The 18,505-nt window shown below is 68.5% G+C and carries 20 protein-coding genes and 1 pseudogene; 6 read left to right on the top strand and 15 right to left on the bottom strand.

All coding sequences use genetic code 11. The features are described from left to right. Positions 1–30 precede the first annotated feature (30 nt). The 3 genes from ispG to dxr all read right to left on the bottom strand — a co-directional run bounded on the left by ispG (position 31) and on the right by dxr (position 3,745). Entirely contained in the window at positions 31–1,218 is a 1,188-nt protein-coding gene (ispG, locus tag MVF96_RS10385; protein WP_078112440.1) for a flavodoxin-dependent (E)-4-hydroxy-3-methylbut-2-enyl-diphosphate synthase, read from the bottom strand. Positions 1,219–1,288: 70 nt separating this feature from the next. Beyond that, positions 1,289–2,518 (bottom strand): M50 family metallopeptidase, encoded by a 1,230-nt coding sequence (locus MVF96_RS10380; protein ID WP_247451946.1) that lies wholly within the window; start codon positions 2,516–2,518, stop codon positions 1,289–1,291. A 51-nt stretch (positions 2,519–2,569) separates the two neighbouring features. Beyond that, the gene (gene dxr, locus MVF96_RS10375) at positions 2,570–3,745 is read right to left on the bottom strand and encodes a 1-deoxy-D-xylulose-5-phosphate reductoisomerase (RefSeq protein ID WP_247451945.1); all 1,176 of its coding nucleotides are present in this window, start codon (positions 3,743–3,745) and stop codon (positions 2,570–2,572) included. A gap of 139 nt (positions 3,746–3,884) precedes the next feature. On the opposite strand from dxr, the gene MVF96_RS10370 reads away from it, so the two are divergent. Continuing rightward, a complete protein-coding gene (locus MVF96_RS10370) occupies positions 3,885–4,187 on the top strand; it encodes a DUF2631 domain-containing protein (protein ID WP_065628975.1) in 303 nt (100 codons plus the stop codon). A gap of 101 nt (positions 4,188–4,288) precedes the next feature. Here the strand turns inward: MVF96_RS10370 and rlmN are convergent, their stop codons facing one another. Next, a complete protein-coding gene (gene rlmN, locus MVF96_RS10365; protein WP_247451944.1) occupies positions 4,289–5,395 on the bottom strand; it encodes a dual-specificity RNA methyltransferase RlmN in 1,107 nt (368 codons plus the stop codon). A 30-nt stretch (positions 5,396–5,425) separates the two neighbouring features. Here rlmN and MVF96_RS10360 point away from each other — a divergent pair, with 30 nt between their 5' ends. Next, entirely contained in the window at positions 5,426–5,833 is a 408-nt protein-coding gene (locus MVF96_RS10360) for a LapA family protein (RefSeq protein ID WP_247451943.1), read from the top strand. A 25-nt stretch (positions 5,834–5,858) separates the two neighbouring features. Here the strand turns inward: MVF96_RS10360 and MVF96_RS10355 are convergent, their stop codons facing one another. From MVF96_RS10355 to MVF96_RS10340, 4 genes and pseudogenes are all read right to left on the bottom strand, one after another. After that, positions 5,859–6,710 (bottom strand): phosphatidate cytidylyltransferase, encoded by an 852-nt coding sequence (locus tag MVF96_RS10355; protein WP_159370638.1) that lies wholly within the window; start codon positions 6,708–6,710, stop codon positions 5,859–5,861. Then, positions 6,707–7,264 carry a ribosome recycling factor gene (frr, locus tag MVF96_RS10350; protein WP_058250099.1) on the bottom strand — a complete coding sequence of 186 codons (558 nt, stop codon included), beginning with the start codon at positions 7,262–7,264 and terminating at the stop codon, positions 6,707–6,709. Before frr ends, MVF96_RS10355 begins: the two co-directional genes overlap by 4 nt. A gap of 56 nt (positions 7,265–7,320) precedes the next feature. Continuing rightward, a complete protein-coding gene (gene pyrH, locus MVF96_RS10345; protein ID WP_058250098.1) occupies positions 7,321–8,055 on the bottom strand; it encodes a UMP kinase in 735 nt (244 codons plus the stop codon). A gap of 99 nt (positions 8,056–8,154) precedes the next feature. Next, a pseudogene (locus MVF96_RS10340) lies at positions 8,155–8,445 on the bottom strand (esterase family protein); the annotation flags it as partial. Positions 8,446–8,464: 19 nt separating this feature from the next. On the opposite strand from MVF96_RS10340, the gene MVF96_RS10335 reads away from it, so the two are divergent. Next, entirely contained in the window at positions 8,465–9,262 is a 798-nt protein-coding gene (locus MVF96_RS10335; RefSeq protein ID WP_247451942.1) for an MFS transporter, read from the top strand. A 54-nt stretch (positions 9,263–9,316) separates the two neighbouring features. Here the strand turns inward: MVF96_RS10335 and tsf are convergent, their stop codons facing one another. Both tsf and rpsB read right to left on the bottom strand, forming a co-directional pair. Further along, the gene (gene tsf, locus MVF96_RS10330; protein ID WP_058250094.1) at positions 9,317–10,141 is read right to left on the bottom strand and encodes a translation elongation factor Ts; all 825 of its coding nucleotides are present in this window, start codon (positions 10,139–10,141) and stop codon (positions 9,317–9,319) included. A gap of 55 nt (positions 10,142–10,196) precedes the next feature. Continuing rightward, a complete protein-coding gene (gene rpsB / locus MVF96_RS10325) occupies positions 10,197–11,018 on the bottom strand; it encodes a 30S ribosomal protein S2 (protein WP_058250093.1) in 822 nt (273 codons plus the stop codon). 327 nt (positions 11,019–11,345) lie between these two features. On the opposite strand from rpsB, the gene MVF96_RS10320 reads away from it, so the two are divergent. Next, positions 11,346–11,882 carry a M23 family metallopeptidase gene (locus MVF96_RS10320; protein WP_418930444.1) on the top strand — a complete coding sequence of 179 codons (537 nt, stop codon included), beginning with the start codon at positions 11,346–11,348 and terminating at the stop codon, positions 11,880–11,882. Positions 11,883–11,888: 6 nt separating this feature from the next. Here the strand turns inward: MVF96_RS10320 and MVF96_RS10315 are convergent, their stop codons facing one another. Together MVF96_RS10315 and MVF96_RS10310 are read right to left on the bottom strand one after the other, a co-directional pair. Next, positions 11,889–12,773, bottom strand: coding sequence for a tyrosine recombinase XerC (locus MVF96_RS10315; RefSeq protein WP_247452090.1), 885 nt, complete (start codon positions 12,771–12,773; stop codon positions 11,889–11,891). An 86-nt stretch (positions 12,774–12,859) separates the two neighbouring features. Beyond that, positions 12,860–13,726 (bottom strand): siderophore-interacting protein, encoded by an 867-nt coding sequence (locus MVF96_RS10310; RefSeq protein WP_159370637.1) that lies wholly within the window; start codon positions 13,724–13,726, stop codon positions 12,860–12,862. Positions 13,727–13,898: 172 nt separating this feature from the next. Here MVF96_RS10310 and MVF96_RS10305 point away from each other — a divergent pair, with 172 nt between their 5' ends. After that, a complete protein-coding gene (locus tag MVF96_RS10305; RefSeq protein ID WP_159370636.1) occupies positions 13,899–14,477 on the top strand; it encodes a TetR/AcrR family transcriptional regulator in 579 nt (192 codons plus the stop codon). Positions 14,478–14,479: 2 nt separating this feature from the next. Here the strand turns inward: MVF96_RS10305 and dprA are convergent, their stop codons facing one another. Continuing rightward, a complete protein-coding gene (dprA, locus tag MVF96_RS10300; protein WP_165630862.1) occupies positions 14,480–15,622 on the bottom strand; it encodes a DNA-processing protein DprA in 1,143 nt (380 codons plus the stop codon). Next, entirely contained in the window at positions 15,622–17,130 is a 1,509-nt protein-coding gene (locus tag MVF96_RS10295; RefSeq protein ID WP_247451941.1) for a YifB family Mg chelatase-like AAA ATPase, read from the bottom strand. Before MVF96_RS10295 ends, dprA begins: the two co-directional genes overlap by 1 nt. 122 nt (positions 17,131–17,252) lie before the next feature. Between MVF96_RS10295 and bluB the strand changes: the two genes are divergently transcribed. Then, positions 17,253–17,891 carry a 5,6-dimethylbenzimidazole synthase gene (gene bluB, locus MVF96_RS10290; protein WP_247451940.1) on the top strand — a complete coding sequence of 213 codons (639 nt, stop codon included), beginning with the start codon at positions 17,253–17,255 and terminating at the stop codon, positions 17,889–17,891. Here bluB and MVF96_RS24565 read toward each other — a convergent pair. After that, on the bottom strand, positions 17,888–18,418 hold the full coding sequence (locus tag MVF96_RS24565) for a GIY-YIG nuclease family protein (RefSeq protein ID WP_336287430.1): 531 nt from the start codon (positions 18,416–18,418) through the stop codon (positions 17,888–17,890). The genes bluB and MVF96_RS24565 overlap by 4 nt on opposite strands. Between the last annotated feature and the right edge of the window lie 87 nt (positions 18,419–18,505).

Here is an 18,505-nt window from a genome sequence, read left to right as displayed (position 1 = left end):
CCGCTCCTCCCTCTCGAGCCTGCCGCCGACCTAGGAAACGGTCACCACGGGCGGGCCCACGTGAGTACCGTCTCCAGTTTCTCCTGATTCCTCGGCGATCCGCAGCGCTTCTTCGATCAAGGTCTCCACGATCTGCGCCTCGGGAACCGTCTTGATGACCTCGCCCTTGACGAAGATCTGCCCCTTGCCGTTTCCGGAGGCCACGCCGAGGTCGGCCTCGCGGGCCTCACCGGGGCCGTTGACGACGCACCCCATCACGGCCACGCGCAACGGGACCTCCATGCCCTCGAGTCCGGCGGTGACCTCGTCGGCCAGCTTGTAGACGTCGACCTGGGCGCGGCCGCACGACGGGCACGAGACGATCTCGAGTTTGCGCGGGCGGAGATTCAGCGACTGCAGGATCTGGTCGCCGACCTTGATCTCCTCGGCCGGCGGGGCCGACAGGGACACCCGGATGGTGTCGCCGATGCCCTCGCTGAGCAGCGCGCCGAAGGCGACGGCGGACTTGATCGTGCCCTGGAAGGCGGGCCCGGCCTCGGTGACCCCGAGGTGCAGCGGGTAGTCACAGGCGGCGGCGAGCTGGCGGTAGGCCTCCACCATGATCACCGGGTCGTTGTGTTTCACCGAGATCTTGATGTCGCCGAAGCCGTGCTCCTCGAACAGCCCGGCCTCCCACAGCGCCGACTCGACGAGCGCCTCCGGGGTCGCCTTGCCGTACTTCTGCAGGATGCGCTTGTCGAGGGACCCGGCGTTGACGCCGATCCGGATCGGGATCCCGGCGTCACCGGCCGCCTTGGCGACCTCCTTGACCCGGCCGTCGAACTCCTTGATGTTGCCCGGGTTGACGCGCACGGCGGCACAGCCGGCGTCGATCGCGGCGAAGATGTACTTCGGCTGGAAGTGGATGTCGGCGATCACCGGGATCTTGGACTTCTTCGCGATGATCGGCAGCGCCTCGGCGTCTTCGGGACGCGGGCAGGCGACGCGCACGATGTCGCACCCCGAGGCCGTCAACTCCGCGATCTGCTGCAGGGTGGCGTTGATGTCGTGGGTCTTGGTGGTCGTCATCGACTGCACCGAGATCGGGTGGTCGCTGCCGACGCCGACCGAGCCGACGAAGAACTGCCGGGTCTTCCGACGCGGGGCGAGCACCGGCGGTGGTCCGGCGGGCATGCCGAGTCCGATCGGCACAGCGGTCGCGGGAGTCGGGGCGTTCATCTCGTTCACCTCTGGGGGTTTCGGTTCTCTGGTGGTATTCGGCGCCGGACGGCGACCCGGATCGTCCGGGTCACTGCCACGGGTTGATCGGGTTGATGATGTCGGCGGTGAGCGTGAGGACCATGAAGCCGGCCATCACAACCACGGCGGCGTAGGTGATCGGGAGCAGTTTGTAGTAGTCGACGGCCCCACCCGGTGCCCGGCCGAACCAGCGCCGCACGGTGTCGCGGCCCTTCTCGTAACCGACGATCGCCATGTGACCGCCGTCGAGCGGGAGGAGCGGGACCAGGTTGAACAGCCCCAGGAAGAAGTTGATGCTGATCAGGAGCATCCAGAACATGTCCCATAGACCACGTTCCACGGCCTGGCCGCCGAGCACCGAGGCGCCGTAGACGCTGACCGGGGTGTCGATGGCACGTTCACCGCCGGTGACTGCCGTCCACAGCGCACCGATCTTCGACGGCAGGGACAGCAGCGCGTTCCAGGTCTCGACCGCCAGTTCGCCGGTGAATCCGATCGCGCCGGGCACGATCTCGAGGCCGCTGTAGGTGATGACGTTCGGCGGGACGTCGTAGGCGATGCCGACCATGTTGTAGGTCTGGGTTTCGGAGGTGCCGTCGGCGTTCGTCGCCGTCACCGTGGTGGGCTCGGGGGTCATCGTCAGGTCGAGTCGCTGACCGTCGCGGTCGACCGTCAGCGCGACCGGGCCGGTGGACTCGCGGATCACCGGGGTCAGATCCGACGCCTGCCCGACCGGCTGACCGTTGATCGCCACGATGTCGTCACCGGGGAGCAGCCCGGCGGCACCCGCGGGTCCGGTACCGCCACAGGGCGCGTCGGTCTGTTTGTTGCCCTCGATGGTGATGGTCGACGGGACGCATTGCGTTTTGCCGACTGTCGCCGGGGTCGGCCCCGGGTTGAGGTTCGGCAGTCCGAACGTCAGGCCGACGATGATGATGAGGACGAAACCGAGCAGGAAGTTCTGGGCCGGTCCGGCGAACAGCACGACCAGGCGCTTCCAGGCCTTCTGCTTGTACATCGCCCGGTCCTTCTCGTCCCAGGCCAGTTCCTCGTGCGGGGTCATCCCGGCGATGTCGCAGAAACCGCCGAGCGGCAGCGCCTTGATCCCGTACTCGGTCTCGCCGCGCCGGGTGGACCAGATCGTGGGACCGAAGCCGACGAAGTACCGCCGGACCTTCATGCCCGTCGCCTGCGCGGCCCACATGTGGCCGCACTCATGCCAGGCGACCGACAGCAACAGCGCCACGGCGAACAGCGTGACGCCGATCGCGAAACTCACGTACCTACTCCATCCGGATCACGGGGCGCACCCGCTCACGAGAGCCGCCGATCAGACGGATGCGGCCGCGACCAGCTGCGCAGCGCGATCCCGGGCCCACCGATCGGCGGCGAAGACCTCTTCCACAGTACCTGGCGTCCGGCGCCACTGATCTGCCTCGCCGAGCACGTCCTCGATGACCTCGACGATGCGCGGGAACCGGATCGCACCTGCGAAGAACCCGGCTGCGGCGGCCTCGTTGGCGGCGTTGTAGACAGCCGTCAGGCTGCCTCCCGCCGCACCGGCGCGTCGAGCCAGCTCGATCGCCGGGAACACCGCGTCGTCCACGGGCTCGAACGTCCACGACGACGCCGTCGAGAAGTCGCAGGCCGTCGACGATCCGGGCACCCGGTCCGGCCATCCCAGGGCCAGGGCGATGGGCAGCTTCATCGACGGCGGTGAGGCCTTCGCCACCGTCGCCCCGTCGACGAAGGTCACCATCGAGTGCACGATCGACTGCGGGTGGACGGTGACGTCGATGCGGTCGTAGTCCACGTCGAACAGCAGGTGCGCCTCGATGACCTCGAGGGCCTTGTTGACCAGGGTCGCGGAGTTGAGCGTGATCATCGGGCCCATCGACCACGTGGGATGTCGGCCGGCCTGCTCGGGGGTGACGTCCTCGAGTTGCGCACGGGTCCATCCGCGGAACGGGCCGCCCGACGCGGTGAGGACCAGTCGGTCCACCTCGGCGGCCGTCCCCGCTCGCAGACACTGTGCGATCGCGGAGTGCTCGGAGTCGACCGGGACGATCTGCCCGGGCGCGGCGGCGTCGAGGACCAGTGCCCCGCCCGCCACGAGCGACTCCTTGTTGGCCAGCGCGAGCCGAGCACCCGATCGGAGTGCGGCGAGGCTGGGCGCCAGACCGATCGAGCCGACGACGGCGTTGAGGATCACATCGACCCCGGTGTCCGCGGCGACGGCGTCGATCAGATCGCACATGGCGTCCGGCCCATTCAGGACCCGGCCGCCGAGACGTTCGCCGAATTCCTGCGCCCGCGTGGCGTCGGCGACGGCGATCCGCGAGGCCGGCACGCCGAACGCGGCGGCCTGATCGGCGAGCAGATCGGGATTCGACCCGCCGGCACCCAGACCGGCGACCTCGAAACGATCCGGATGCTCGGCGATCACCTCGAGAGCCTGGACGCCGATGGAACCGGTGGAGCCGAGAATCAGCACGCGTGTGGGCACGCACCCATTCTGGACCATCCTCGTCGACGAACCGCCGCCGGTGACACCGGACCGACCTGCGGGCGGGGGTGCCGCTATGCTGCTCGGAGAACTACTACCGATCGTCAGACATCTGACGTCCGCGCTGTGAGGAGTGGCTGTGGCAAGCACCGATGTTGAGCACACTGTGGGGCACGGCGATGGAGGGCATGGCGAAGTCGAGGTCATCGACACCGGCTGGCGTCGCGAGCCCGCCGATGCCCCGTCCGCCCGGTTCGGCTGGCACGGAGCGGCAACCAAGACCTTCTACGGTGCGGCCATCTTCTTCGCGCTGTTCCTACTCGCGATGATCATCGGCAACCACACCGGACGCATCGAGGACCTGTATCTCATCGCCTTCGCCGCGGGCACCCTGTTCTTCGCCGTGCGCGGATGGTGGATGAACCGCGGAAAGTGGTCCTGACCGGCCACCTCGCCACATCTACGACAAACGCCGAGCGGTGATCCGCTCGGCGTTTGTCGTCTGCGCGGTCTGAGCCGGTCCCTGTCCGGCACATCGAGGTCTCAGCGCTCTTCGGCCGCCAGCTGTCCACAGGCAGCGGCGATCTCCTGCCCGCGCGTGTCGCGAACGGTGCACGAGACTCCCTGCTCGCGGACCCGGCGTACGAACTCGCGTTCGACCGGTTTGGGACTGGCGTCCCATTCCGAACCCGGCGTCGGGTTCAGCGGGATGAGATTCACATGAACGAGTGACCCGAGGGCCCGGTGCAGCTTCTCCCCCAGCAGGTCGGCCCGCCAGGGCTGGTCGTTGACGTCCCGGATGAGTGCGTACTCGATGGAGACGCGCCGTCCGGTGGTGTCGGCGTAGTAGCGGGCCGCCTCGAGCACCTCGGCGACCGACCACCGGTTGTTGACCGGGACGAGGGTGTCGCGCAGTTCGTCGTCGGGCGTGTGAAGCGAGACGGCGAGCGTCACCGCGAGCCCCTCGTCGGCGAGACGGCGGATCGACGGCGCGAGACCGACGGTCGACACGGTCACCGAGCGGGCGGAGATCCCGAGGCCCTCCGGCGCCGGCGATGTGATCTGCCGGACGGCGCTGACCACGCGCTTGTAGTTGGCCAGCGGCTCACCCATACCCATGAACACGACGTTCGACAGGCGTCCGGGCTCGCCGAGTTCCCCGTCGCGCAGCGCGCGGGCCGCGGCCCGCACCTGATCGACGATCTCGGCGGTCGACAGGTTGCGGTCCAGTCCGCCCTGCCCGGTGGCACAGAACGGGCAGGCCATGCCGCAGCCCGCCTGGCTCGAGATGCACAGCGTGTTGCGATCGGTGTAGCGCATGAGGACGCTCTCGAGGAGCGTGCCGTCGTGCAGGCGCCAGAGCGTCTTGCGGGTGGAGTCGTCGTCGCAGGAGATGTGCCGGACCGGGGTGAGCAGCTGCGGGAAGAGCTTGTCCCGCACCGATTCGCGCGACGCCGCCGGCAGATCCGTCATCGCGTCGACGTCACCGTTGAGGCGCGCATAGTACTGGCGGGCCAGTTGATCGGCCCGGAACTTCGGCAGCCCCAGGTCGGCCAGCGCCGCGACGCGACCGGCGGGGTCGAGGTCGGCGAAGTGTGTCGGCGGCCGCCCACGCTTGGGCGCGTCGAACACAAGTGGCAATGAGGTCATTTCGCCATTGTCGCATGTCATGATGAAGTGATGACGACACCCGAGGACCGACGGCACACGGGTTCGGTACCGGCGTGGGGCGAACAGCCCGCCGGGTCACCGCCACCGACGACCGGTCACGCGCACACCCCGGAGCAGCACGCCCCTGACCCGGACCATCGCGATCGTCTCCGCCGCACGGTCGCCGACGTGGAGCACACGCGGACGCGCGCCACCTGGTTCGGCGTGGTGATCGGCGCGATCATCCTGGTCCTGTTGCTCGTCTTCATCGTGCAGAACCTCCAGTCGCAGACCATCGACTTGCTGTTCTGGGAGGTCAACCTGCCCCTCGGGGTCAGCCTGCTGATCGCGGCCATCGCCGGTGCACTGGTCGTCGCGCTCGTGGGCGGCCTGCGGATGCTGCAACTGCGGCGCGCGCTGAAGAAGGCAGCCAAGTAGCGTCCGGCGGCGCGGTGGCGCGTGCTCAGAGCAGCGCGGTGAGCACGACCCACACCACGAACGCCGACGGCAGCAGGCTGTCGAGCCGATCCATGATGCCACCGTGGCCGGGCAGCAGCGTGCCCATGTCCTTGATCCCGAGATCGCGCTTCACCTGGGATTCGACGAGATCGCCGAGGGTCGCGCAGACCACCAGGACCGGCCCCAGGATGATGCCGATCCACCAGTGGCTCTCGAGCAGGAACACCACGCAGCCGACGGCACCGACAGTTCCGACGACGAGCGAGCCCACCATGCCTTCCCAGGACTTCTTCGGACTGATCGCCGGCGCCATCGGGTGCTTGCCGAACATCACACCCGCGGCATAGCCGCCGACGTCGGAGCACACCACGACGACCATCAGCGTGGCCACTCGCGCCGCCCCGTCGTCCTGCACGACCAGGTGGGCGCCGAACGACGCGAGCAGCGGTAACCACGCCAGCACGAACACGGTGACGGCGAGGTCGCGGAGGTAGTTGACCGGCGCCTTGTCGATGCCCTGCCCGAGCAGCTTCCACACCATCGACACCAGGGCCGTCGCCACGAAGGCGACGAGGGCTCCGGTCGGACCCCAGGGCCAGCTCGCCCAGATGATGGCCTGGCCGCCGATGAGCAGTGGCCAGAGGGCGACGTCGTAACCGCCGGTGCGGAGGCGCTTGATGACCTCCCAGGTGGCGACCGCGAACGCGACCGCCACGAGCCCGTACCAGACCTTCGGGACGAAGATCAGGATCGCGATGATGCTGATACCGAGCGTGCCGCCGACCGCGATCGCGGCCGGCAGGTCGCGGCCGGCGCGCGACTTCTTCTCACCGCCCCGTTGCGGAACCTCGTTCACACCTCGAGCAATTCGTCTTCTTTGTGCTTGACCAAGTCGTCGATCTGGTGCACGTAGGTCGCCGTGGTCTTGTCCAGTTCCTTCTCGGCGCGCGACACCTCATCCTCGCCGGCCTCGCCGTCCTTCTGGATGCGCTTGAGCTCGTCGGCGGCCTTGCGGCGCACGTTGCGGATCGCGACCTTCGCGTCCTCACCCTTGCCCTTGGCCTGCTTGACCAGATCGCGGCGACGCTCCTCGGTGAGCTGCGGGACGGCGACTCGGATGATCGTGCCGTCGTTGGTCGGATTGACCCCGAGGTCGGAGTTGCGGATCGCGGTCTCGATGTCGCGCAGCGTCGACGCCTCATACGGCTTGATCACGACGAGCCGCGGTTCGGGCGTGTTGATGCTCGCGACCTGGGTCACGGGCGTCATCGAGCCGTAGTACTCGATGTTGACCTTGTTGAACATGGCCGGGTTCGCCCGCCCGGTGCGGATGGAGCCCATGTCCTCCTTGGCGACGTTGACCGCCTTCTCCATCTTCTCCTCGGCGTCGAGCAACGCGTCGTCGATCATCTTCGTCCTTGTTCCGTTCGGTCGGTGTTCTCGTCGATCTCGGGTCAGTCGCCGGGTCAGGTGCTGACCAGGGTGCCGATGCGGTCGCCTGCGACCGCACGGGCGATATTGCCCTGCTGGAGCAAATTGAACACCAAGATCGGCATCTTGTTGTCCATACACAGGCTGAAGGCCGTCGCGTCGGCGACCTTGAGCTCCTTGTCGAGCACCTCGCGGTGAGTGATCTCGGTGAAGAGGGTGGCGTCTGGGTTGGTCCGCGGGTCGGCGTCGTACACGCCGTCGACCGCCTTGGCCATCAGGACCACCTCGGCCTTGATCTCCAGCGCACGCTGGGCCGCGGTGGTGTCGGTGGAGAAGTACGGCATCCCCATGCCGGCACCGAAGATGACGACGCGGCCCTTCTCCAGGTGCCGCTGGGCACGCAACGGGAGATACGGCTCGGCGACCTGCCCCATCGTGATGGCGGTCTGCACCCGGGTCGAGATCCCTCGCTTCTCCAGGAAGTCCTGCAGCGCAAGGCAATTCATGACCGTGCCGAGCATGCCCATGTAGTCCGAGCGGCTTCGGTCGAGCCCTCGTTGCTGGAGTTCGGCGCCGCGGAAGAAGTTGCCGCCGCCGATCACGACGGCGACCTGGACACCGGAATTGACGACGTCGGCGATCTGGTCGGCGACGGTACCCACGACGTCGGGGTCGAGCCCGACTTCGCCGCCACCGAACATCTCGCCGCCCAACTTCAGCAAGACCCTACGGAATCCATCCCGCCGGATGGGGTCGGACGCTTCACTCATCGGCTTCCTCACTCGTCGGTTCGGTGAACTATCGTACGTCGTCACCGGAACCGACCCGCGATACGCGTCGTGCGCGCCGCGCGAGGGTGCCCTGGGGATTCAGCCGCGTAGGGCCGCCTCGAACTGCGGCCAGGCACGATGCAGTTCGTCCTGCCAGTACGGCCACGCATGGGTCCCGCCCTCGTAGAGGTGGAACGTCGCCGGCACACCGATGTCGCGCATCCGCCGCTGGAGGTTCCTCGTGCACTGCGCCGTGGCGGTCTCGATCACCGCCCCGACCGCGATCTGGTCGAACAGCTTGGAGCCGTTACCCTCGATGCCGGGGCCGTCGAGGGTGTCGTACCGGCCCGGCATCCCGGATCCGTTCGAGACGTAGATCGGGCTTCTCCTGTCGCTCCTGTTCTTCAGCGTGTTCGCCGGGTTCTTCTTCACCGTGTCGATCTCGGCTCAGTTCGGACTCGGCTACTCGGCATTCCGGACCGGGATGCTGGCCCTGCCCTTCGCGATCGGCGCCGCGGTCGGCTCACTCGCCTCACCACGCGTGGTCGCCCGCATCACCGCCCCGCACACCCTGCTGGCCGGATCCGTCGCCGTCGGAGCCGGATTCGTCTGGCTCGCGATGATCATCGAACCGGCTGCGGAGACCCTGCCGGTGCCCGGCGTCCTCGGTCCCCTCGTACTCGGCGGGCTGGGGACGGGTGTGTTCATCGCACCGCTGCAGGCCGTGATCCTGTCCGACACGACCGAAGCCACGGTGGGCACGGCAACCGGGACGATCCCCACTGTTCAGCAGATCGGCGCCTCGATCGGGCTGGCGGTCGTCACCCTCTTCTTCTTCGGTCAGGTGGCCGGCCAGACAAGCGAGACGGTTCCGGCGGTGAGAGCCGAACTCGTTGCGTCGCTGTCGGAGTCACCGGTTCGACCGGTGCTGCACGGGGCGGTCGCCGATCGTTTCGCATCCTGCGCGAGCGATCAGCTGCGGTCCGCACATCCGGAGCGACCGGCGCCCGCCCGCGCGGGCGGACCGACGTCGCCGGCGGTCGCCGCGGTCGCCGCGCAGGCACGGCCCTGGACTCAGGATGCGGCCCGGTCGGTGACCGCTCGGACTTTCCTGGCCGCGCTGAAGACGACCTTGATGATGCTGGGTCTCGTCGCCGTGGCGATCGGGGCACTCGCCGCCGCTCTGCGGACGCGACGGACCCCGTGAACGCACATCGCCCCGTCTCCTCGACGAAGACGGGGCGATGTGGAACGCGTTCGATCAGGCCTGGCCGACCTCGAACCGGGTGAAGGCCTTGACGGTCACACCGGCGTCGTCGAGCAGGGCCTTGACGGACTTCTTCGAGTCCTGGACCGATGCCTGGTCGAGCAGCACGACGTCCTTGTAGAAGCCGTTGACGCGACCTTCGACGATCTTGGGCAGGGCCTGCTCGGGCTTGCCCTCCTCCTTGGCCGTCTGCTCGGCGATACGACGCTCGTTCTCGACGACGTCCGCGGGGACCTCGTCGCGGGTGGCGTAGCGCGCCTTGAGCGCGGCGACCTGCATCGCGGCGCCGCGAGCGGCCTCCTCGGCGGCCTCGCCCTCACCGGTGTAGGACACCAGCACGCCGACGCCCGGAGGCAGGTCCGACGCGCGCTTGTGCAGGTACACGGCAACGGGACCGTCGTAGTAGGCCACGCGCCGGAGCTCGAGCTTCTCGCCGATCTTGGCCGAGAGAGCCGCCACGGCCTCGTCCACGGTGCCGTCGCCGAGCGGAGCCTTCTTCAGCTCGTCGAGGTCGTTGGTCTTCGCCGCGGCCGCCGCGTTCACGATGTCATCGGCGAGCTGCTGGAACTCACCGTTCTTCGCGACGAAGTCGGTCTCGGAGTTGATCTCGATGAGCGCGCCGCCCTTGGCCGCGACCAGGCCCTCGGCCGTGGAGCGCTCGGCGCGCTTGCCCACGTCCTTGGCGCCCTTGATACGCAACTCTTCGACGGCCTTGTCGAAATCGCCGTCGTTGTTGGCCAGCGCGTTCTTGCAGTCGAGCATTCCAGAGCCGGTGAGCTCACGGAGACGCTTCACATCAGCTGCGGTGTAGTTCGCCATCGTCGGCGAGCCTCCTTAGAGAAAGTGTTGGGGACCGGACTGCGAGCAGTCGGGACTACTGAGCAGCCGGGGCGTCGGTCGCGGCGGCGTCGCCGGCCGGTGCCGCAGCCTGGGTCAGCAGTTCCTGCTCCCACTCTGCCAGCGGTTCGCCACTGCCGGCCTCGGGCTTGGCGTCGCCACTGGCGGCGCCGGCACGGGCCTGGACGCCCTCGGCCACGGCCGAGGCCACGACGCGGGTGAGCAGTGCTGCGCTGCGGATGGCGTCGTCGTTGCCCGGGATCGGGTAGTCGACGAGGTCGGGATCGCAGTTGGTGTCCAGGATCGCGATGACCGGGATGTTCAGCTTGCGCGCCTCGCCGACGGCGATGTGCTCCTTGTTGGTGTCGACGACCCACACGGCCGACGGAACCTTGGCCATGTCGCGGATACCGCCGAGGGTGCGCTCGAGCTTGTTCTTCTCACGCGTGAGCATGAGGATTTCCTTCTTGGTGCGTCCCTCGAAGCCGCCGGTCTGCTCCATGGTCTCGAGCTCCTTCAGGCGCTGCAGGCGCTTGTGGACGGTCGAGAAGTTGGTGAGCATGCCACCGAGCCAGCGCTGGTTGACGTACGGCATGCCGACACGGGTCGCCTCCGCGGCGATCGATTCCTGTGCCTGCTTCTTGGTGCCGACGAAGAGGATGGTGCCGCCGTGGGCGACGGTCTCCTTGACGAACTCGTACGCCTTGTCGATGTAGGTCAGCGTCTGCTGCAAATCGATGATGTAGATGCCGTTGCGGTCGGTGAAGATGAATCGCTTCATCTTCGGGTTCCAACGGCGGGTCTGGTGCCCGAAGTGTGCGCCGCTGTCCAGCAGCTGCTTCATGGTCACGACAGCCATGATCGTCCTTTTCTCGCAGTTGTCGTCGGTACCGTCGGTACCGACCCTGGCGCCTGCGGCCGAGTGCCACCCGAGACGGCATGGGCCGTTCCGGGACTGCTCACTTGGCGTGTGTTTCTCGACTGTGCTGGTCAGGGCGTCGAAGCCCGGAGCGTCACAGACCTGAGTGCAGGCGCGCGAAGTCACCTCATCAACGAGCGATGAGGTGCGTGGGAGAGTTTACGCCGCGGCGGATGGATCACCAAAACGCCTTCGCCCACGTCGGAGACGGTTGTGGTGATGCAGTCGGAGGTCGGATCGGCATCGACCGCGCGCCCGGCGGATCCCATCCGGCTTCCGCTGCGTCCAATCAGCGTGCCATCCCCAACACTGCGTGTCCTCGCCGCGTTCCTGCCGACTGTCCTCTGCGTCGTCGGTCCGGTCCCCGCCGCCGCGTCCGTCGGTGTGTACGCGGCGCCGTTGTCGCCCCGGCCCACCGTGGTGACCGCCTACGACGAGCCCGAGAAGCGATGGCAGCCCGGCCACCGGGGCGTCGACCTCGCGGCCGGGCCCGGCCAGACCGTCCGCGCGGCGGGGGCCGGTCGCGTGCGCTTCGCGGGAACGGTCGCCGGCCGGCCGGTGGTCTCGGTGTCCCATCCCGACGGCGTGACCACCACGTACGAGCCGGTGGAGGCGAGTGTCGACGCGGGTGATCACGTCTCGCGGGGCGATGTCATCGGGACCGTGATGACCGGTCATCCGGGATGCCCGGTGCCCGCCTGCCTGCACTGGGGCGCCCGACGCGGCAGCGGACGTGCGGCGGACTACCTGGACCCGCTGGGTCTGCTCGGGGCCGTGCGCGTCCGGCTCAAACCGGTCGACTGACGGCGGTCACGCTCGCGGGTGCGCCTGTCGATGGACGGCACGCAGACGTTCGACGCTCACATGCGTGTAGATCTGCGTCGTGGCGAGCGACGAATGCCCGAGCAGTTCCTGGACGACGCGCAGGTCGGCACCACCCTCGAGCAGATGAGTGGCGGCGCTGTGCCGGAGTCCGTGTGGCCCGGTCGCCGGGCCTCCGCTCGCCTCGACCGCGCGTGACACGACCGAGCGCGCCATCCGCTGGTCGAGCCGTCCCCCGCGGGCACCCAGCAGCAAGGCTGGTCCGGACGCGTCGGTCACCAGGGCCGGGCGTCCGGAACGCAGCCAGGCGTCGATCGCGCGGGCGGCGGGCTCTCCGTAGGGGACCGACCGTTCCTTGTCGCCTTTGCCGATCACCCGCACCACCCGTCGCCCGGCGTCGACGTCGCCGACGTCCAGCCCGCACAACTCCCCCACTCGAACTCCGCTGGCGTACAACAACTCCAGGATGACCCGGTCCCGCAGGGCGATCGGGTCGTCGGGGGCACGATCCACTCCGGTGGCCGCGATCGCGGCCGCTGCCTGGGCGGGGGCCAGTACGGCGGGCAGGGTCCGGTGCGCCTTGGGAGCCTTCAACCGCTGTGACGGGTCGGCCGCCAGGTAGCCCTCGCGGACCGCCCACGCGCAGAACGTCTTCGCCGCGGAGACCTGCCGGGCCACGGTCGTGCGCGCGGCGCCGCGCCGGGTCAGTTCCGCGAGCCAGGCCCGCAGCAGCGGGAGATCGATGTCGGCCACCGCGGTTCCGCGGGCACCGGCGAACGAGACGAGGGCGCGAGCCCCACCGACATAGGCGCGGATCGTGTGCTCGCTGCGCCCTTTCTCCAGGCGCAGGTGATCGGCGAAGTCGTCGAGCATGGTCACGACCTCACCCCGTCGGGCACCCGAGCGCAACCGCACACGCGGCGTCGTGGCCGAATCGGTGCCTGTCCGGCCGGTGGGCCTCAGCCCTGGGCGCCGACGGCCTCCTCCTCGGCCCGCAGGTCGGCCTTCCATTGCCGGAACCCCTCCTCGGTCCGGCCGCGCCGCCAGTACCCGGAGATCGAGGCGTTGGCCGCACTCACGCCGCGTTCCTTGCGGATGTAGGCACGCAGGTTGTGCATGACCGCTTGCGCCTCTCCGTGGATGAACACGTGCGGTTCGCCGTCGAGCCATTCCGTCGCGCGCACGGCCGCGATCAGCGGGGCGTTGTCACCGGCGAGCGAATCGTCGACGTCCGCCGCAGGTCCGCCGCGGTGCACCCAGGAGACCTGCGCCCCGGCGGGTGCGTCGAGGTCGAGTTCGTCGTCGGGGCCGGCGACCTCGATGAAGACCTTGGCGACGGCGTCGGCGGGAAGGGCTTCGAGTGCGGCGGCCACCGCGGGGAGACCCGCCTCGTCGCACGCCATGAGATGCCAGGGGGCATCGGATCGCGGACGGTAGCCACTACCCGGCCCGATGAAACGGATCGTCTCGCCTGGCTCCACCGAGGCCGCCCAGGGGCCGGCGATGCCCTCGGTGCCGTGCACGACGAAGTCGACGACGAGCTCGCGGGCCTCCGCGTCGACCCGGCGCACCGTGTAGGTACGCAAGACGGGTTGCCGCTCGGGCGCCTCGTTCGTACGGATCTCCTGGAGATCGAACGGTTCGGGATAGCTGACACCCGGCGGTGCGAAGACGAACTTCACATACATGTCGGTGTCGGGTTCCCCGGACTTGCCCAGGGCCGGCCGAAAGTCGTCGAACCCCTCCCCGCCCAGGTAAAGGCGTACGAAATGCGGGCTGATCCGCTCTCTTCGTAGCACCGTCATCGTGTTCACGCGTTTCGCCATCGAACCTCCCTTTCGGGTCAACCCTACGCCTACGAGATTAGGCCACCCTTAGCTTTAGAGCGGCGAACCACCCATCCGCGGTTGTAAGGTTTTCTATCGATCAAGCGATGTGAATTTGAGACTTTGCCATTCCTAAAGTCAGACGTCGCGAGACCCGACCAGAGGTGACTCCATGCCGGATCAGCCCGTGGACCAGTCCACCCCGCGCCGCGGCTCGCGGCTCAGTGTGGACGACTGGCTGGAGGCCGCGACCCAGATCCTGGTCGACGACGGGATCGACGCCCTCAAGATCTCGCGCCTCAGTGCGCGCCTCGGTGTGACCAAGGGCAGCTTCTACTGGCACTTCACCGACATCGGGGCGCTGAAGACCGCGCTCGCCGAACACTGCCGACGGGCACAGTCGGCGGCGGCCGACCGGATCGAGGCACTGGAAGCCCTACCACCAGTCGAACGGGTCGAGGGGATGGCGCGCCTGCTGTCGGACCCTCGCCGCTGGGCGATGGAGTCCGCCCTGCGCCGCTGGGCCCAGACGGACGAGTCGATCGCGAACTCCGTCGATGCACTCGACTGCCGGATCTTCTCGATCGCGATCTCGGCCATGCGCGAACTCGGGTTCTCGGAGGCCGAGGCGCACGCACGCGCGACGACGCTCCTGTACGCGGGAATCGGTTATGTCCACGCTCATGGCCGTCTGAACGAGGCGACGGTCGAGGATCTGCATGTCATCATCGACGTCCTCACCCGCCGCTGAGGTCACGCCAGCCGCCATCGTCCGTCCACGTTCTGCACGTACCCCTTGATGTCGAGGTGCGCGAGCGCCGCGCGGACGGTTCCGATGTCGAGGCCGGCGGCGAACGCGATCTCGTCGATCCCCACTCCACCGCGGCCGGGAATGGCGTCGTGGACCCGTAGTTGCTCGGCGTCGAGCGCGTCGGTCGGTTTCGCGCGGCCGCGGCCGATGTCGCCCCCACCGTCGGGTCGTACCAGGTTGATCACCGACGCGACGTCGGACACCAGTACGGCGAGCTCGTCGGCGATCATCCGGTGACATCCGACCGAGGTCGCCGAGGTGACGGGACCTGGAACGGCTCCCAGCGGCCGGCCGAGCTTGCGCGCCCAGGCGGCGGTGTTCGCCGCGCCGGACCGTCGCCCTGCCTCGACCACGACGGTCGCGCCGCTCATCGCGGCGACCAATCGGTTCCGGGTGAGGAACCGATGTTTCGCCGCTGTCGTCCCGGGCGGGTACTCGCTGATCACCGCGCCCGTGCGCGCGATCGCGGTCAGCAGCGACGAGTGTGACGCCGGGTAGTCGCGGTCGATGCCACACGCCATCACCGCCGCGGTCACCCCGCCCGCCGCGACGACCGTGCGGTGAGCGGCGCCGTCGATGCCGAACGCCCCGCCGGACAGCACTGCGAAACCCTGGGCCGACAACCCCGAAGCGAGCGTCTGCGTGACGTGTTCGCCATACGACGACGCGGCACGGGACCCGATCAACGCGATCGACGCTGCGGCGAGGTCGTCGAGCCGGGCCGGACCGCGCACCCACAGGGCCAGCGGTTCGCCTCCGCGCGCGGCCGTGTCCGCCTGCCCCAGCGCCAGCAACGACCAGGCCGGCCACTCCGGATCGGCACGGGTCACCAGGCGCGCACCGACCCGCTCGGCGGCGTCCAGATCGTCGACCGCACAGTCTGATTCGCTCCGAGCCGCGGTGGCGGCGAGCACCGTCTCGTGGCCGCCGGGCACGGTGCGTCGACGGATCGCCGCAGCCGCCTCGACCGGACCGATGTCGTCGACGAGCGCGATGACCGCGGCGCACGGCGGTTCGGCGACCCGCGCCAGATAGGCCCAGGCGATGGATTCCGGCGACCGGGGTTCCGACGAATGGGCGGAGATCACCAGGTCGCTCCTCGGTCTCGGTACAGAAGTGCCTGTGCGACATCGTCTTCGACGGGACGCCCGGACCCGCTCAGATCGCTGAGGGTCCATGCCAGCCGCAGAGCGCGATCGGCACCGCGGGCGGTCACGCGGCCGTCTCGGAGGAACAGTTCGATGGGCCGCAGCACGTCGGGCGGCAGCCGGAACCGCTGCCGCAGCGCGGACCCGGGAACCTCGGCATTGGTGCGCCACCCGAATTCCGACCAACGCTCGATCGCAGTGGCTCGCGCCGCGGTGACGCGGGCCCGGACGTCGGCACTCGACTCCCCGGCACCGCTCATCAGCGCGGTGTTGCCCGGTGGGTCCATCCGCACGCGGATGTCCACGCGGTCCAGCAGCGGTCCGGACAACTTGCCCAGATAGCGCCGCCGCACGACGGCCGTGCAGACGCAGTCGACGTCGTGGGCGGGCGCGCACGGACACGGGTTCGCCGCGAGGATCAGCTGAAAGCGCGCGGGATAGACCGCCATGCCGTCACGCCGGGGCACCCGGACCTCGCCGTCCTCGAGGGGTTCCCGCAGGGATTCGAGCGACTTGACACTCATCTCGGCGCACTCGTCGAGGAACAGCACTCCCCGATGCGCCTTGGACGCCGCGCCCGGCCGGGCGAAACCGGTACCGCCACCGAGCAGGGCTGTGATCGATGAGCTGTGGTGCGGGGCGACGAACGGCGGTTCGGTGATCAGCGGACGTCCGGGCGACAGCTCCCCCACCAGCGAATGGATCGCCGTCACCTCCAACGAGTCCTCGAGACCCAGCGGCGGCAGAATGCCCGGCAGCCGCCGCGCGAGCATCGTCTTGCCGATCCCCGGCGATCCGGTCATCAGGACGTGATGAGCTCCCGCGGCAGCGATCTCGAGCGCATGCCGGGCCTCGTGCTGCCCCACGACGTCGGCCATGTCGGGGACCGGCGGCATCTGCGTCGTCGCCGCCGCGGGCACCGTGTCGAGCACGTGGTCACCGGCCAGCCACTGCGTCACCTCTTTCAGACTGCTCGCTCCACCGACGTCCATCCCCTCGACCAGCGCCGCCTCGGCAACGGTCTCGATTGGCACCACCGCCCGTCGATACCCCTCCTGCCGCGCCGCGATCACCGCCGGCAACACCCCGCGGATCGGCCGCACGGTGCCGTCCAGACCGAGCTCGCCCAGAAAAACCGTCGACGACAACTTCTCCGCCGACACCTGTTGCGTGGCAGCCAGAATGGACACGGCCATCGACAGATCGAACCCCGGACCGATCTTCGGCATATCGGCCGGCGACAACGCCACCGTCACCTTCAACTCGGGAAAACTGAACCCGGAGTTCTTGATCGCAGCCCGCACCCGATCCCGCGCCTCCCGAACCGACGAATCCGGATTACCCGTCACCGCGAACCCCGGCAGACCCGAACTCACACTCGCCTGCACGTCGACGACCTGCGCGACAAAGGCATTGAGCCCCACCGCCTGTGTTTGCCCCAACATGGGCACAGTCTCACCGGAAACACGCGTGGCGGGCGGCGCCGAACCACTCACACAGCCGATCTGTGGATGACCTCGCGGTTGTGCACCACCGTTCACAGCAGCCCGACTAGGCTCGACAACCGATGGACGACGGAACATTCGACGATGCGTTCGTCGGCGATCTCGACCGACTACTCCGATGGCGACGCGACGTCCGTTGCTTCCGCCGCGAACCACTCGAACCCCACGTGCTCCCCGACATCCTCGACGCAGCCGAACTGGCTCCGTCTGTGGGCAACAGCCAACCGTGGCGCTGGGTCGAGGTCCGGTCCGCCGAAGCCCGGCAATCGGTGCGCGACAGCTTCACTCGCTGCAACGCCGACGCGCTGGACGGTTATACGGGCGAACGCGCACAGCTGTATTCGTCGCTCAAGCTCGCCGGTCTCGACGACGCTCCCGTCCACCTCGCCGTGTTCTGCGAGCCCGGTGTCGAGCAGGGCCGGGGACTCGGCCGACAGACAGTGCCCGAGACGCTGGAGTATTCGGTCGTCACCGCGATCTCCACACTCTGGCTGGCGGCGCGGGCCCGAGGCGTCGGGGTGGGGTGGGTGTCCATCATCGAACCCGAGGAGGTTTCCGAGGCACTTGCCGTACCGCCGGCCTGGAAGCTGGTCGCCTACCTGTGTATCGGCTACCCCGCGCACGACTCGGAGACACCGGAACTCGAACGTGTCGGCTGGCAATCACGGACGAGGTCCGAGAAGCGGTTCTTCGTGCGCTAGGACGTCGCCGAAGCTGCAGCCCGAGCCCGGGCCAGCTTGAGGTCGCGGTAAAAGGGGTTGTGCGAGTTACCTTCTAGATTCAGCGGCACATCCAGCTGGCGGATCAGTGCTTCCTCGACCAGCCAAGGTTCGTCGACTGCCAACCACGAGACCCGGGTGTTGTCACCCATCCACTCACTGAGGACCGGCTCGCCGACGCCGAAATGCCTTTTCGTCCCGTGTAGGGCGAGCTGGATGCCGAGCTCATCAGCCAGGAGCGCACCGAGACTGAGGCGCGGAGTCGACGTCGACGCTCGTCCTCGGTAGTGCGTTCGCAGGCGACGACGGAGATTCTGCCGACTGACCGCGCCCGACGCGGAGGGTCTCTTGGGGCTGATGCCGACATATGGGAGTGTCATGCCATCTCGGCTCCGGCAGTACGACACGTCCATGAGGTGGGAGGGCGGGCGTTGGAACCACCAGCCATATACGCCTGGCGACGCAGGGACCACAGAACCGGCATGGAGGACCTCGCCGCGGTCATACATCGGCGCACCGAGAAGTTGGCCGACACGGACGTTCGTACCTGCCGAATCGGAGGGTCCCAACATGCTCCCATCCTGCGGACGAACGCC

The sequence above is a fragment of the Gordonia hongkongensis genome (assembly GCF_023078355.1).
In the GTDB taxonomy this organism is placed as follows: Bacteria; Actinomycetota; Actinomycetes; order Mycobacteriales; family Mycobacteriaceae; genus Gordonia; species Gordonia hongkongensis.
The sequence above is the reverse complement of the archived record's forward strand: the minus strand, read 5'-3'. Positions and strand labels throughout refer to the sequence as shown.